Genomic DNA, 16,174 nt, shown 5'->3' with positions numbered 1-16,174 from the left:
AAAGGCGTAAATATCAAAGTGTGTTTGTATGAGGCCCTGGGGCGCCCCATGCAACACGTAATTGGGACATAGCCTTTATTATGTGTATAACTTGCAAGGCAAAAGATCCTGTGGTCAGAAAGGCTGCACAGAGACCGAGGTTGGCGGTGTCGAGCCAGAAAACCAGAACGCAGAGAGCGATTGGCACAATAACGATATTGTGCCAGAAATAAACCGACAAATTTGAACTCCTCAAAGACCAATGGAGGCAATGGATATTTATTATCGTGTAATATACTTCAGCAAAAGTTTACCCAGTGGCTTTCGATGATTCATGTAACTTATGTTGATTGCTTTTCCTATGCGCAATGCAACGAAAAAATAATTTATCAATCATTGTAGTTTTCATGTTCTTGAATGGAATTTGCCAGTCAAGTTGAATGGATAGAGGCGCTCAATTCGACTGGCGTATATTTTATGGTAAAGCATTCATTTTTTATGTTAAAGAGACGAAATGGATCGCCATTTATTTAGAGCATGACGTACTTTGGCGTGCTTATCTTCGGTGAAATTGTAGCGGGTCATGATCATCACCCGTAATATGCTACCCAATATCGGCACAAGTGATATACAGATAAATAGTCCGTCCATCGTAGCCTGAGTCTGTGCCGCATTCGGTTGATAGCCAAGCCAGATCAGCAGGGTACCGGAAATACCACCTGCGATGGCCCAAGCCAGTTTGCCGGTAAAGGTCTGCCCCGAGAACGCGATGGCAGCGCAACGGCGGCCAGACTTTAGTTCTGCATATTCGATGGTCTCACTCAACATGGCCGAGATAAGCGGATTGGTGATGACGTTGGCCGCATGGATCAAGGCGAGGAAGCCGAACACCATTATCAGACTGTCGTAGCCTGTCGTATAGAAACCGATGCGTAATGCAATCTCCAGCAGAGTGAGTAGCAGGAAGAGATCACGTTTCCTGAGCTTGCTGGTCAATATCGGCATCAGCATACAGGCCATAGAGGTTGCCACACCGATAGAGCCCATCACCGAGAGCAGCCCGGCATCACCCATGTTGTAGGTGAAGAAGAAAATGTAGAGCCCGGTGGCCAGATTAAAGAACACGTTACAGAAGAAGGCGCCAAGTACATACGCCAACGGTTTGTTGGAACGCAGGACGCGGAAAGAGTCCCTAATGGTGATCTTGTCATTCGGATTGGGCTTGATGCGCTCTTTCATCTGGCTTGCTCCGAGCACCATCAGTGGCAGGGCGATCAGCATCAGGCAGATGGCACCTTCCATGTAGCCCTTGGTGCTGCTGGTTGCAGCAAACAGTTCGGTGAGCTTCGGGAATATGATGGAAGCACTGCCAATGCCGATATTGACGCCCAACATGGCGACGGTTACGGCCTTGGCTCGCTCCTGTGGCTCTTGGCTCATGACCGATGACATGGTCCAGAAAGGTACATCAGACAAGGTGTATATCATCCCCCACGCGATATAGGTGACTGCTGCATAAGCTACCTTGGTGGTCATGGGTAAATCCATGCCAATGAAGCTGAGAGAGGTGATCCCGGCAATCAAGAAGGGAACGAAAAGCATATATGGCGTGAATTTGCCACGTTTGAAATTAAGAGTGTCCATATAACCAGCGATAATAGGATCGTTGATGGCATCCCATACTCTGGCAATGAGGAAAATAGCCCCAGCTGCAGCGGGCGATATTCCAAGGATATCGGTGTAAAAATAGAGGATAAATGATCCCACCAGGCCGAAACTGAGGCATTGCCCGACGGCATAGCTGAAATATCCCACCAGCTCTCTATTGTGTATCTTTTGATCTGTCATCTGCCAACCTTTCCCAACATGAATGTGTTGTGAGGGGCGCCACTAGGGTGGCGTCCTCTTTTGCGTTATGAACGGGTCAATGTGCGGAGCAGTTCTATTTCACTGGCAGAGTAGGGGGTACCATCCTCCTCCAGCAGGTCGTGAAACCAGACCCTGCGGAAATCGGGGTCGATATTGCGAACGAAAGGCCATGGCAAGTGAGTTTGCGTCTTCCCTTTTACCAGACCCCATTGATAGGCACCTATTTTTAACTCTTTGAAGAGTGGCAGTTGTTGTTCCATCATGCTGCCGACATGCCTGGCCAGCCACTCTGTGCAGAGGAGCGGGCGGCGATATTTGCTGACCACATCCAGAGAGATTTTCAGCCCCTCCATACGCTGATAGGAGTGGAAAGTGATGACATCCGATAGCTCCATAGCGCGCAGGTCGGTCGGATGAGTAAAGGTGTTTTCCGGAGTAAATTCCGAATCCCCCTGACCGATGCTGTAGGGTGCATGCCACGCGCCGACGGTGAGTGGCTGGGAGGGGTTCTCTTCTCGGGCCCAGACAAAAGCCAACTCCATCAGATAGTGGGCATATGTCTCCAGCGACTCATCGAAACGCACCTCGACATCGCCTTCCGAAAAGATGCCCCGGTTGGTCGGCTCATTGTACAGATCCCAGATAAAGATCTGCTCATCCTGTGCAAATGTACGTATCAGGTCGCGAATATAGTGTTCCACTTCGCGCCATTGGGTCGGGTCAATGACGACATTCCGACCGGGACTGGCCGCCGCCTGGCTATTGTGTACATCTTCCCGAGGTGGTTGCTGGCGGCCCAGATAGGGGTGATCGCCGGAGAAGCCACAGTCATCCATCAAGGTCATCATCACGCGGATATTGTGCTTGCTACACAGGCCAAGGAACTGCTCAATGCGCGCGAGCAGGCCATCCCGATCATGCTGCCAGACGATAAAGGGCAGATTGGTTCGCAGGGTGTTGTAGCCCAGTTTGTTGGCCCAACCCAGTTCCTGGTCAATGGTGACTGGGTCGAAGGTTTCTCCCTGCCACATTTCGGTCCAGTTGACCGCTGTGCGGGGGAGATAGTTGAAGCCCAATAGCCAAGGTTGTTTGTTCCACCATTGCCAAGCTCGTTCTGTTGACCACTGTTGTATCGCCATCGGATATCCTTGCAACTAATTATTTAAGCTTACAGCAATTAATATTAGCTAATATCTTTAGTTGCAAATCATGAAGGATAGAATTCAGGGATTAGTCACAAAATGAACAAATTTAGGGGGTTAACAGGCATAGCTGGCGAGCCATCTGTACTCGGGACGATAACCGAAAACCCTCTATCGTCCTTGTGGGCTGTTGTGCTGCTTGCTCATGTCCGTAATAATGAGTCATGATAAAAGATAAATAATTAATATTATTATCTGGGCGGTACTGCTCAAACTATGGCCATATCAATGAATAGTAAACGCATCACCATGAGCGCCATCGCTGCAGCTGCAGGTGTCTCCCAATCAACGGTTTCACTGGTGCTCAATGGTTCAACCACCATCAAACTGGCGGAGGAAACGCGGCGTAGAGTGCTTGAAAAAGCGGCCGAACTGGGTTACCAGCATAAGCGAGCTGAACATCTACCCAAGGGACCATCTGCTAGAAAAATAGCTTTTGTTTTCAATGGTCTGACTCCATATGACCCTTTTCTGGATGCGATCAATGCCTGCAATGAACGCGCTTGGGAGGCAGATCGCATGCTGGTTACATTCGATTCTCGCAACAGCGCGGAGCTCACCAAGTTGATCGAGCAGGAGATCAATCAGGGGGATTATCTGGGGATGATTTTTGCCTCTTCCATGACACGACAACTTGCCGAGATGGAGCTCTCCCCGCAGGTGCCTACCGTTTTGCTCAACTGCTACCTGGAGGGCAGTGGCTCGTCCGAGAGTTATTCCATCCTGCCTGCTGATAAGCTGGCGGGTTACAAGGTGACGGCGCACCTGTTGGAGCAAGGCTGCAAACGAGTGGCTCTTATTCAGGGGGAGCCATGGATGGAGGCAAATAGTCTGCGGCTGGAGGGGTATCGTCAGGCGTTGATCAATCACGATTTGATACCGGATCCACAATGGGTGCGTGTGGGCAACTGGTCGCTACATGAGGCTTATGAACAGACTCGGCAACTGCTGGCGCTGCCTCAGCCGCCTGATGGTATCTTTTGTTGCAGTGATTACATGGCTCAGGGTTGTTACCAGGCGATAGCCGAGGCGGGATTGCGCATCCCGGAAGACATTCTGGTGGCGGGCCATGATAACCAGATGCTGGCCTGCGAAATGGAGCCCCCTTTGAGTTCTATCGAACTACCTTACGACGAGATGGGTAAACTGGCGGTGGACACCTTGTTGCAACTGGCCCAAGGAGAGAAGCCCATCGCTTTACTGATGAAGCTGGAAGGGGAGTTGCTGATCCGTGCCTCGACCAGGGGTCAGCCAGTTAACAAAATTTGATCCTCTCTCGAAAACCTGTTGCGTAGTGGTTCCTTATGCCACAGGGCGTGCCCATATGTTCCCGTCATGCCTGCCAAGTTGTGTGGTTGGCGGTAAGAATGTAAATGGGTACTCAATGACTTTACCCGACACGAGCAGGTCAACGTCACTCTGAAAGCCATACACCCATCAGCACTGCACGCGGTGGCTGATATCGTAATGATGCCAAGCCGTAGCATGCTTCTTTCTTGGTTGTGTTGAATAAGCCGGGCGGGAGAGATGCGACAAAGGGGCGCCTTGACGCGCCCCTTCAGTGGGTCAAGCCATAACCGGAATGAGCCGATAACGGGTTATGTGCTGATAGCGTTCTCCTGGCTCCAACCATGGGTTACCTAATTCTGGACGGTTCGGACTATCTGGCACTTGCTGTGCTTCCAGGCAGAGCCCCTGATAGTTGCCCCAATGTCCCCCCCCGCGTTTTGGGGTGCCAGCCAACCAGTTGCCGGTGTAGAGCTGGACGCCTGGCTGATTGGTGTACATCTCCATACACAGGCTGCCATCCCCTGCCATCAGGGTGGCTTGTGGTGAGGGCGAGGCATCAACAAACAAGAAACAGTGGTCGAATCCCAGACATTTTTTTTGCTGCGCATGGGCCATCCACTGTTCTCCGACCCGCTTGCCATGGCGTAGATCGAATACTCCTTCGACCGGCGCAATGCCAAGCGGCAGCGAGTGTTCATCGGTTGGCAGATAGCGGTCTGCATTAATGATGATGTGGTGATCACGCACATCACCACCATCCAGGTTGAAATAGGCATGGCTGGTGAGATTGACCGGGGTCGGAGCATCTGTGGTGGCGCTCAGCTCAATCACCAGATCGGTCTGTTCCAGCCGGTATTCTACGGTGACGTCCAGATTACCAGGGAAACCCTGTTCGCCATCGGCCAGCCGAGTTTGCAGACGGATGCGATCTTCCGCCAGCCCGTCCAGTTGCCACTCCCGGTTGTGCAGAGAGTCACAGCCCCCGTGCAGGCAGGTGGTGCCCTCGTTGGCGTCTAGTTGCCACTCTTGCCCTGCTCGCTCTAGGCGGCCGTTGCCGATACGATTGGCAAAACGTCCTACTATCGCCCCCAAATAAGAGCGTTGATTGGGGTAATCCAGCGGATCACAAGCCAGCAGCACATTGCGATAGATGCCATTGACCGGGATCTCGAGGGCGGTGAGCGTTGCCCCGAAATCGAGTACGCTCAACCGCAGGCCGGCTGCATTTTGCAGATGGAACTCTTTCATGCGATGCCCCCTGCACCGGCGCTGGCAGAGCAGACGTAGCAGTCGGCCTTGAGGCCCGAGATGGCCGGATACTCCGCCTCGACGGCGGCAATCACCTCGGCCACTTTCTCCGGGCGCAGCAGGGCGACTACACAGCCACCGAAGCCGCCGCCGGTCATCCGCACGCCGCCATCTGTGCCGATTTTAGCCTTGATGATCTCCACCAGACCATCGATGGCGGGTACTGTGATCTCGAAGTCGTCGCGCATGGCGGCGTGTGATTCGGCCATCAGCTCGCCGAGTCGGGTCAGATCGTGGCTCGCCAGTGCATCGGCCGCCGCTAGAGTGCGGGCATTTTCCCCAACGATGTGGCGAGCACGACGATAGCAGGCCTCATCCAGCCCGGCCTTGCCCGCTTCGAGAGCTGCCAGATCGAGATCGCGCAGCGCCTTGACTCCGTAGTGACGGGCTGCGGCCTCGCACTGCTGACGGCGGGTGTTGTATTCGCTGTCCACCAGACCGCGGCGCACATTGGAGTTGACGATCAGCACCGCCAGATCCGCCGGCATGGGGATGAGGCGGGTCTCCAGCGAGCGACAGTCGAGCAGCAGGGCATGATCCGTTTTGCCGCTGGCGGAGATCATCTGATCCATGATGCCGCAGTTGCAGCCGACGAACTTGTTCTCCGCCTGCTGGCCATTGAGGGCGATCTCGGCCTGAGTGATGTCGAGCCCCAGCGCCTCTTTGAAGGCCTGACCAATGGCCACTTCCAGCGAGGCGGAGGAGGAGAGCCCCGCCCCCTGCGGCACATTGCCGGAGACTACAAGATCGAGGCCGCGCAGGGCATAGCCACGCTCCTGCAGATACTTCACCACGCCGCGGATGTAGTCGCTCCAGCGCTGGCTGGGGTGGTGTTCAATGGGCTGGTCGAGGTCGAACTGGTCGCGCTGGTTGTCGTAGTCGGCGGCGATCACCTGCACTTGCCGGTCATCGCGCAGGCCGATGGCGACGCAGGTCTCGTAGTCGATGGCGCAGGGCAGCACGAAGCCGTCGTTGTAGTCGGTATGTTCACCGATGAGGTTGACGCGGCCAGGGGCGCGCACCAGCAGATCGGGCGCTTTGGCAAATTGCTCGGCAAAAACGGTGCTGACGCGTTGGCTGGGGGTCATAGGGCCTCCTCATTGGTGTGGCTGGTCTGGTTGTAGTGAACGGGGCTCAGAGCGCGCAGCCGCTCGGCGGCCTGCTCGGGGGTAAGGTCGCGCTGGGTTTCGGCCAGCATCTCGAAGCCGACCATGAATTTGCGCACGGTAGCGGAGCGCAGTAGTGGCGGATAGAAGTGGGCGTGCAGTTGCCACGCCTCGGGGCAATCCGATTTGGGCGGTGCAAAGTGCCAGCCCATGGAGTAGGGGAAGCTGCACTCGAACAGGTTGTCGTAACGGCTGGTGAGCTCCTTGAGCGCTACCGCCAGATCCTGTTGCTGGGCCTGGGTCAGGTTGAGCATGGAGGGGACGTGCGCCTTGGGCAGTAGCAGGGTTTCGAACGGCCAGGCGGCCCAGAAAGGAACCACGGCAAGCCAGTGCTCGGTCTCCACCACGATGCGCGAGCGATCCGCCAACTCCCGCTCCACATACTCCAGCAGCATGGGGCGGCCATGCTCGGCCAGCCAGTCACGCTGGTGCTGCTCTTCGCGGGCGATCTCGTTGGGCAGGAAGTCGCTGCCCCAGATCTGGCCGTGGGGGTGAGGGTTGGAGCAGCCCATGACGGCCCCTTTGTTTTCAAAGACCTGCACCCACCCCCACTGGGCCGACAGCTCGGCGACCTGATCCATCCAGGTGGTGATCACCCCCTCGATGGCGAGCAGCGGCAGCTCGGGCAGGGTCTTGCCGTGATCCGGCGAGAAGCAGATGACCCTGCTGGTGCCGCGGGCGGCTTCCAGTTTCAGCAGGGGATCGCTGGCGCTATCGGCGGCCGGAGTATCCTGCATCAGGGCGGCGAAGTCGTTGGTAAAGACGAAGGTGCCCTTGTAGTCGGGGTTGATGTCACCAGTGACCCGGGTGTTGCCCGCGCAGAGGAAGCAGTCGGGATCATGGGCCTGTTTGGGGGCCTGACTCACCTTCTCCACCTGTCCCTGCCAGGGGCGTTTGGCCCGGTGGGGGGAGACCAGCACATACTGGCCGGTCAGCGGGTTGAAGCGGCGATGGGGATGATCGACGGGGTTGAACATCATCTCTCCTGAATAAGGTATTGAAAAATAAAGTCGTTTATTACCGGGGAGCAGGCAGGCCTACTCCTCGTAACCGTTCGGATTGGCGGATTGCCAGCGCCAGCTGTCGGCGCACATAGCGTCTATGTCCCGGGTCGCCTGCCAGCCCAGCTCACGCTGCGCCTTGGCCGGATCGGCCCAGCAGGCGGCGATGTCGCCCGGGCGGCGCGGTTCGATGCGAAATGGCAGCGGCTTGCCGCAGGCATTGGAGAAGGCGGCGACCAGCTGCAATACGCTCTGGCCCTGGCCTGTGCCCAGGTTGTAGGTGTGCACGCCACCCTTGCCTACGCAGTGTTGCAGCGCCTTGACGTGTCCTTCGGCAAGATCCATTACATGGATGTAGTCGCGCACGCCGGTGCCATCAACAGTTGGGTAATCGTTTCCAAAGACCGACAGGCAGTCGCGACGGCCGATGGCGACCTGAGTGATATAGGGCATCAAATTGTTGGGAATGCCTTGGGGATCTTCCCCCATGGTGCCCGACTCGTGGGCGCCGACCGGATTGAAGTAGCGCAGCAGGGTCATGCTCCAGTGGGGCTCCGCCAGCTGCAGATCTTCGACGATCTCCTCGATGATCAGCTTGGATCGTCCGTAGGGGTTGGTGGCGCTGCGGGGGAAATCTTCGCGGATTGGCAGGCTGGCCGGATCACCGTAGACGGTGGCCGAGGAGCTGAACACCAGATTGTGCACGCCAGCCCGCTTCATCGCCTGCAGCAGGGTGAGGGTGCCGTCGAGGTTGTTCTCGTAGTAATCCAGTGGAATGCGGGTCGATTCACCGACCGCCTTGAGGGCGGCAAAGTGGATCACCGCATCGATCTGCTGTTCGGCGAAGATCCGGTCCAGCAAGGCTGCATCGCGAATATCCCCTTGATAGAACAGGGGTTGCTGGCCGCTGATAGCCGCGACTCGGGCTAGCACGCTGCGTTTGCTGTTGCCGAGGTTGTCGACCACCACGGGATTCATGCCTGCCGCTTGCAAGGCCAGACAGGTGTGGCTGCCGATATATCCGCAACCGCCGGTGACCAGAACGTTCATCTTGCTCTCCACTGAAAAAGTGTCTGGAAGCAGTCTAGCCGAGGGTGTGGCGACCAAACTGTGAGCTTGCTTGCAAAACAATGTAAACGATTACACTGTTTTTGTGATCATCCTGATGGCAGATATGCGTTTCACCCCTGTTTTCAAAGGGTTTGCTGGGTATAATGGCGCTCTATTGCACAGTGAAAGAAGTGAAAACAGCATGAGCACCATCAAGGATGTCGCCCGTTTGGCCAATGTGTCAGTGGCAACGGTTTCACGGGTGATGAACAACTCCCCCAAGGCCAGCGCCGCGTCTCGCGAAGTGGTGCAGAAGGCCATGGCTGAACTGGGCTACACCCCCAACGCCAACGCGCGGGCACTGGTTAGCCAGACTTGCGACACCATGGGGGTGGTGGTCGGTGATGTAGCCGATCCCTTCTTCGGCGCACTGGTGAAGGGGGTCTCCGGCGTGGCCGTCGAGCAGAACCTTCACCTGCTGATGGGTAACGGTTTTCACAAGGCGCGTCAGGAGCGTGAAGCGATCGAGCTGCTGATCGGCAAGCGCTGCGAGGCGCTGGTGGTGCACAGCAAGGCGCTGAGCGACGAGGAACTTTACGATTACGCCATGCGGGTGCCCGGTATGGTGCTGATCAACCGCGATATTCCTGCCCTCAAGGGGCGCTGCATCGCTCTCAACAACCGGCTGGGGGCGGCTACGGCGACTCGCCACCTGATCGAACTGGGCCACCGCCATATCGCCTTTATCAGCTCGGATCACGCCATCGAGGATGCCACCTTGCGTTTGCAGGGTTATCAGGATGGGCTGATGGAAGCCGGTCTGGCAGCCGATCCCGAGCTTATCGAGAGTGGCACGCCGAATGAGGAGGGGGGCGAGCGCGCCATGCTCAACCTGCTGGCCAAGGGGCTCAAGGTGACTGCCGTGGTGGCTTATAACGATGCCATGGCGGCGGGCGCCATCTCTGTGCTGGCCGACAACGGCCTGCGAGTGCCGGAGGAGGTATCGGTAGTGGGCTTCGATGACATCATCTATGCCAGATATTTGCGCCCCAAGCTCTCCACCATGCGCTATCCCATCGAGCTGATGGCGGCCCAGGCGGCCAAGCTGGCCATTCAGCTGGCGGCGGGGGAGAGTGACGCGACCCAGAGCCGGATCTATACACCCACCCTGATAAATCGCCACTCGGTGGCACCGGTTCGGGCCGGATAGCTCCCTTTTGCGGCCCTGTTCGGGGCCGTTTCTTGCACGGTTATTGTTTTACCTATTTTTAATCATTTTTACTCCGCTTTACTTAACAAAACAAGTGTAATCGTTTACATCTGTGTGAGCGAGATCGCCGTTCCCTGCGTCATACTTCTCTAGACTGAATAGGTTTTCTAATCAGCAGGGAGAGAGTGAATGCTCAGGGAGATAGTGGCGCGTCAGGATTGGCAGACTCAGGCCATTACGTCGGTAAACCGGCTGGCTGCCCATACCCCCATGTTCAGCTGGCGCAGCGAAGCGGATGCCAAGGGGGATCTGGCCTCTTCCTCCCATCTCTTGCTCGATGGCGAGTGGAGCTTCTCCTTCTTTGCCGCTCCCGAATTGGTGCCCGAGAGCTGGCTGGCGCAGGATCTGGCTGATGCCACTCCCATTACCGTGCCGGGCAACTGGCAGCTGGATGCCGCCTATCCGGCTGCGCGGCCGCCCACCGATGGCCCCATCTACACCAATATCAAGTACCCCTTTCCTTGCGATCCGCCCCGGGTGCCAGCAGAGAACCCTACCGGTTGCTACTCCCGCGAGTTCGATCTGCCCGCCGGCTGGCTGGCAAGCGGTCAGAGCCGGATCATCTTCGACGGGGTGAGCAGCGCCTTCCACCTCTTCTGCAACGGCCGCTGGGTCGGTTACTCCCAGGACAGCCGGCTGCCCGCCGAATTCGATCTGACCCCATATCTGCAGAGCGGTCGCAACCGGCTGGCGGTGCTGGTGCTGCGCTGGTCCGACGGCTCCTATCTGGAAGATCAGGATATGTGGTGGCTGTCGGGGATCTTCCGCTCCGTCAGCCTGTTGCACAAACCGTCCCGCCATCTGATGGATATGCGGGTGACCCCCGAGCTGGATGCCTGCTATCGGGATGGCCGTCTCAAGATTGCCCTGCAAGTCGCCAATGGGGCTGGGCTGTCGGTAGAGGCCAATCTCTATGACGGTGGCGAGCGGGTCGCGACCCTGCGCCAGCCGATCGGCACCCAAGCCATTGATGAAAAAGGGGCGTATGACGATCGCGCCGAGTGCTGGCTCGACGTGGCTGCGCCGCGCAAGTGGAGCGCCGAGACGCCCCATCTCTATCGCCTGACCCTGACCCTGCTGGACGAACAGGGTCAGGCCATCGAGAGCGAGGCGTGCGATGTGGGCTTTAGGGTGGTGGAGATCCGTGGCGGCCTGCTGCGGGTCAACGGTCAGCCGCTGCTGATCCGTGGTGCCAACCGCCATGAACACCACCCCGCCAGGGGTTATGCCATCGATCGTGCCACCATGGAGCGGGATCTGCTGCTGATGAAGCGGCACAACTTCAATGCGGTGCGCTGCTCCCACTATCCCAACCACCCCGACTTCTATCGCCTCTGCGATCGGCTCGGTCTCTATGTGGTGGACGAGGCGAATCTGGAGACTCACGGCATGACCCCCATGGGGCGGCTGGCGCGGGATCCTGCCTGGAGCAACGCCTTTCTGGAGCGGGCGACCCGCATGGTGGCACGGGATTTCAACCACCCCTCCATCATCATCTGGTCGCTGGGCAATGAGTCGGGGTACGGCCCGGCCCACGATGCCATGTATGGCTGGATCAAGCGCAGCGACCCGAGCCGTCCGGTGCAGTACGAGGGGGGCGGGGCCGATACCCCGGCCACCGACATCATCTGCCCCATGTATGCCAGAACCCATCAGGATCAACCCTTCCCGGAGGTGCCAAAGTGGGCGCTGGCCAAGTGGATCGGCCTGCCCGGCGAGCACCGGCCGTTGATCCTCTGCGAATATGCCCACGCCATGGGCAACAGTCTGGGGGGTTATGCCCACTATTGGCAGGCGTTTCGCGATCATCCACGTCTGCAAGGCGGGTTTGTCTGGGATTGGGTCGATCAGGGGCTCGACAAATACACCGCCGATGGTCGCCACTACTGGGGCTATGGCGGCGATTTTGGTGATGTGCAAAACGATCGCCAGTTCTGCTGCAACGGTCTGCTGTTCCCGGATCGCACCCCCCATCCCGCCCTGTGCGAGGCTAAGCGCGCCCAACAGCCGTTCCGCTTTGCCCTGCTCGAGCACACCCCGCTGCGGGTGCGGATCGAGAGCGAATACCTGTTTCGGGAAACCGACAACGAGCGGCTTTGCTGGCTGTTGTGTGAGAACGGCCATGTGCAGCAGCAGGGGGAGTTCTCCCTTGATCTGGCGCCACAGGGGGTGGTCGAGTTGACCCTGAGCGAGACACTGCCCGCCTTTGCGGCAGGCTCACTGGCCTGGCTCGATCTGGCCATCGTTCAGCCGCAGGCTACCCCCTGGTCGCAGGCGGATCACAAGGTCGCCCGTCAGCAGTTCACCCTGCCGACCCCCCTTGCTCTGCCTGCTCCCGCCGCTGCCGCCACCCTGAGCGAGCAGCCGGATGGCTGGTTGGTCACCACCGCAAACAGTCAGTGGCGGCTCGACAAGCAGAGCGGTCGCATCACCAGTTGGCAAAAATCGGGGCAGGAGCAGCTGCTGGCGCCGATCATGGATCACTTTTACCGCGCGCCGCTCGACAACGACATCGGCACCAGCGAAGCGGATCACGCCGACCCCAACTCCTGGATTGCTCGCTGGCAGGGCTGTGGCCTCGGTCAGTGGCAGCACCGCTGTCTGGGGATCGCGGTCGCCGGAGCGGATATCCGGGTCAGTCATGGCTACTTTCACCACGATGAGCTGCTGCTGGTGAGTCACTGGCATCACCGCTTTACCGACGATGGCGCCATGAGCCTGGAGATAGAAACCGAGCTGGCGCAAGCGCTGCCTTCGCTGCCGCGGATCGGTCTGTTGCTCCATCTGGCCGAGGTCCCGGCGCGAGCTGAATGGCTGGGGCGTGGGCCGCACGAGAACTATCCGGATCGCCTGCTGGGCGCCGATCTGGGGCGCTGGAGCCTGCCGCTGGAGGCGATGCACACCCCTTACATCTTCCCGAGCGACAACGGCTTGCGCTGCGATACCCGCCAGTTGCAGTTGGGTAGCACGACAGTAAACGGCTGCTTCCATTTCAGTGCCAGCCGCTTCAGTCAGCAACAGCTGGCCGCTGCTCGTCACCAGAGCGATCTGGTGGTCGAAGAGGGGCTGTGGGTCTGCCTCGATGGCGCCCACATGGGTGTGGGTGGGGATGATTCCTGGAGCCAGAGCGTGCGTCCCGAGTATCAACTGCTTGAGCGTCGTTACCGTTGGGGCTGTACTCTCTGTTAATCCAGCTATTGAGGCGACTGTCGAGCCAGTGCGCCATTTTGACAACAGACCAGTAACGACTAGCCTCAATGCTGTGGGAAAGATTGAGTCTCAAATCTGATTTTAATCAGTATGTATTTGAAAAATAAAAACAAAGTTTCAATGTAACAGAGTGTAATCGTTTTCATTTTGTCGTCATGATCACAGAAGAAATGACAACAAACTGATTACATTGATTGGCGCTTGCTCAATTGCTCGCCACCCTACAACACAGATAGACACATCGGAGCACACATAATGAAAAAACTGACCACAGTTGCCGCCCTGCTGATGGGCATGATGGCTGGAGCCAATGCCCAGGCTGACACCCGTATCGGGGTAACCGTCTACAAGTACGATGACAACTTCATGGCGGTCGTGCGCAAGGCCATCGAGAAGGAGGCGGCAGCCACTCCGGGGGTGGAACTGCTGATGAACGACTCCCAAAACGACCAGTCCAAGCAGAACGACCAGATCGACGTGCTGCTGGCCAAAGGGGTGAAGGCGCTGGCCATTAACCTGGTTGACCCGGCTGCGGCACCGGTGGTGATTGAGAAAGCCCGTGGCGAAGATATCCCGGTTGTCTTCTACAACAAGGAGCCGAGCGCTACCGATCTGGCCAGCTACGACAAGGCCTACTACGTGGGTACCGACTCCAAGGAGTCAGGGATCATCCAGGGTCAGCTGATTGCCAAACACTGGAAAGCCCATCCGGAGTGGGATCTGAACAAGGATGGCGTGATCCAGTTCGTGCTGCTGAAAGGGGAGCCGGGCCACCCGGATGCCGAAGCGCGCACCTCCTACGTGGTCAAGACCCTGAACGATGGCGGCGTCAAGACTGAACAACTGCATATGGATACCGGTATGTGGGATACCGCCATGGCGAAAGACAAGATGGACGCCTGGATCTCCGGCCCCAACGCCAACAAGATCGAAGTGGTCATCGCCAACAACGACGGCATGGCAATGGGCGCAGTCGAATCACTGAAAGCACAGGGCAAGACTGCCATTCCGGTGTTCGGCGTCGATGCGCTGCCGGAAGCGCTGGCCATGGTCAAGAGCGGTGCCATGGCGGGTACCGTGCTGAACGATGCGGCCAACCAGGCCAAAGCCACCTTCGAGCTGACCAAGAACCTGGCTGAAGGCAAACCGGCCGGTGAAGGCACCAAGTGGAATATCGTCGACAAGGTAGTACGTGTTGCCTACGTCGGTGTGGATAAAGACAACCTGTCCAAATTCGAGTAATTCCCTCCTCCAGGGCAAGGGAGATCCCCTTGCCCTTTTTTCAACCAGATGTGATGGCTGATATGACAACACAGCAACAATCAGAATGGCTGTTGGAGATGATTGACGTCAGTAAGAGCTTTCCCGGCGTCAAGGCACTCGATAATGTCAATTTACGGGTCCGTCCTCATTCTGTGCATGCGTTGATGGGCGAGAACGGAGCGGGAAAATCCACACTGCTCAAGTGCCTGTTCGGCATTTACGAGAAGGATCAGGGCAAGATCTTCTTCAAGGGGCAGGAGATCAACTTCACCTCCTCGAAAGAGGCGCTGGAAAATGGCGTCTCCATGGTGCATCAGGAGCTCAACCTGGTGCTGCAGCGTACCGTGATGGACAACATGTGGCTCGGCCGCTACCCCACCAAGGGGTGGTTTATCGACCACGGCAAGATGTATGACGACACCAAGCGCATCTTCGATGAGCTGGATATCGACATCGACCCCAAGGTGAAGGTCGCGACCCTGTCGGTCTCCCAGATGCAGATGATCGAGATCGCCAAGGCGTTCTCCTACGACGCCAAGATCGTCATCATGGATGAACCCACCTCCTCCCTGACCGAGAAAGAGGTGAACCACCTCTTCAAGATCATCAACAAGTTGAAGGAGAAGGGGTGCGGCATCGTCTACATCTCTCACAAGATGGAGGAGATCTTCCAGCTCTGTGACGAGATCACCATATTGCGGGATGGCCAGTGGGTGGCAACCCAGCCGCTCAAGGGCATGACCATGGATCAGATCATCGGGATGATGGTCGGCCGTGAACTGACCCAGCGTTTCCCGGAAAAGACCAACCAGCCGAAAGAGGTGATCCTCGAGATCGAACACCTGACGGCGAAAAACCAGCCCTCCATTCAGGATGTGACCTTCAACCTGCACAAGGGGGAGATCCTCGGCATCGCCGGACTGGTGGGGGCCAAGCGCACCGATATCGTCGAGACCCTGTTCGGTATTCGCGATCGCAGTCAGGGCAGCATCAAGCTGCACGGCAAAGAGGTGGCCAACCACAACGCCCACGAAGCGATCCGCAACGGCTTTGCGCTGGTGACGGAAGAGCGCCGCTCCACCGGTATCTACTCCCGGCTCGATATCGCCTTCAACTCCCTGATCGCCAACATGGACAGCTACAAGGGCTCCATGGGGCTGCTCAGCGACAACAAGATGAAGAGCGATACCCAGTGGGTGATCGACTCCATGCGGGTCAAGACGCCGACCCAGCAGACCCAGATAGGTTCCCTCTCCGGGGGCAACCAGCAGAAGGTGATCATCGGTCGCTGGCTGCTGACCCAGCCGGAGATCCTGATGCTCGACGAGCCCACCCGCGGCATAGACGTCGGGGCCAAGTTCGAGATCTACCAGCTCATCCTGGAGCTGGCGAAGAAGGACAAGGGGATCATCATCATCTCGTCAGAGATGCCGGAATTGCTGGGGATCACCGACCGCATCATGGTGATGAGCAATGGCCGGGTCGCCGGGATCGTCAATACCAAAGAAACTGACCAGAGCGAGATACTGCGCCTGGCATCTCTGTACCTCTAGAGACAGGAAGACA

Annotated in this window: 11 protein-coding genes; 5 read left to right on the top strand and 6 right to left on the bottom strand. The window is 57.5% G+C overall.

Annotated elements, in window-relative coordinates:
- Positions 1-480 precede the first annotated feature (480 nt).
- Both G5168_RS17665 and G5168_RS17660 read right to left on the bottom strand, forming a co-directional pair.
- Complete coding sequence (locus G5168_RS17665; protein WP_216952636.1) at positions 481-1,827, bottom strand: MFS transporter; 1,347 nt, start codon at positions 1,825-1,827, stop codon at positions 481-483.
- 65 nt (positions 1,828-1,892) lie between these two features.
- Positions 1,893-2,987: a 1,4-beta-xylanase gene (locus G5168_RS17660; protein ID WP_421252519.1), complete on the bottom strand. Its 1,095-nt coding sequence runs from the start codon at positions 2,985-2,987 to the stop codon at positions 1,893-1,895.
- A gap of 291 nt (positions 2,988-3,278) precedes the next feature.
- Here G5168_RS17660 and G5168_RS17655 point away from each other — a divergent pair, with 291 nt between their 5' ends.
- Positions 3,279-4,319 (top strand): LacI family DNA-binding transcriptional regulator, encoded by a 1,041-nt coding sequence (locus G5168_RS17655; protein ID WP_323913394.1) that lies wholly within the window; start codon positions 3,279-3,281, stop codon positions 4,317-4,319.
- A 297-nt stretch (positions 4,320-4,616) separates the two neighbouring features.
- Here the strand turns inward: G5168_RS17655 and G5168_RS17650 are convergent, their stop codons facing one another.
- Genes G5168_RS17650 through galE form a run of 4 tightly spaced genes read right to left on the bottom strand, consistent with a single transcriptional unit; the run spans position 4,617 to position 8,865 of the window.
- Positions 4,617-5,588, bottom strand: coding sequence for a galactose-1-epimerase (locus tag G5168_RS17650; RefSeq protein WP_323913392.1), 972 nt, complete (start codon positions 5,586-5,588; stop codon positions 4,617-4,619).
- Positions 5,585-6,736, bottom strand: coding sequence for a galactokinase (gene galK, locus G5168_RS17645; protein WP_421252518.1), 1,152 nt, complete (start codon positions 6,734-6,736; stop codon positions 5,585-5,587). Before galK ends, G5168_RS17650 begins: the two co-directional genes overlap by 4 nt.
- Entirely contained in the window at positions 6,733-7,791 is a 1,059-nt protein-coding gene (locus tag G5168_RS17640; RefSeq protein WP_323913406.1) for a UDP-glucose--hexose-1-phosphate uridylyltransferase, read from the bottom strand. Before G5168_RS17640 ends, galK begins: the two co-directional genes overlap by 4 nt.
- Positions 7,792-7,851: 60 nt before the next feature.
- Positions 7,852-8,865, bottom strand: coding sequence for a UDP-glucose 4-epimerase GalE (gene galE, locus G5168_RS17635; protein ID WP_323913389.1), 1,014 nt, complete (start codon positions 8,863-8,865; stop codon positions 7,852-7,854).
- A 202-nt stretch (positions 8,866-9,067) separates the two neighbouring features.
- Here galE and G5168_RS17630 point away from each other — a divergent pair, with 202 nt between their 5' ends.
- The 4 genes from G5168_RS17630 to mglA all read left to right on the top strand — a co-directional run bounded on the left by G5168_RS17630 (position 9,068) and on the right by mglA (position 16,161).
- On the top strand, positions 9,068-10,075 hold the full coding sequence (locus G5168_RS17630) for a substrate-binding domain-containing protein (RefSeq protein WP_005356970.1): 1,008 nt from the start codon (positions 9,068-9,070) through the stop codon (positions 10,073-10,075).
- Positions 10,076-10,264: 189 nt separating this feature from the next.
- Positions 10,265-13,324: a beta-galactosidase gene (locus G5168_RS17625; protein ID WP_421252517.1), complete on the top strand. Its 3,060-nt coding sequence runs from the start codon at positions 10,265-10,267 to the stop codon at positions 13,322-13,324.
- Between the two features lie 276 nt (positions 13,325-13,600).
- Positions 13,601-14,587, top strand: coding sequence for a galactose/glucose ABC transporter substrate-binding protein MglB (gene mglB, locus G5168_RS17620; protein WP_216952641.1), 987 nt, complete (start codon positions 13,601-13,603; stop codon positions 14,585-14,587).
- Positions 14,588-14,640: 53 nt separating this feature from the next.
- Entirely contained in the window at positions 14,641-16,161 is a 1,521-nt protein-coding gene (gene mglA / locus G5168_RS17615; protein WP_041234376.1) for a galactose/methyl galactoside ABC transporter ATP-binding protein MglA, read from the top strand.
- The last annotated feature ends 13 nt before the right edge of the window (positions 16,162-16,174 follow it).

It is taken from the genome of Aeromonas sp. 600724 (genome assembly GCF_049175135.1).
Lineage (GTDB): Bacteria > Pseudomonadota > Gammaproteobacteria > Enterobacterales > Aeromonadaceae > Aeromonas > Aeromonas veronii_A.
The sequence above is the reverse complement of the archived record's forward strand: the minus strand, read 5'-3'. Positions and strand labels throughout refer to the sequence as shown.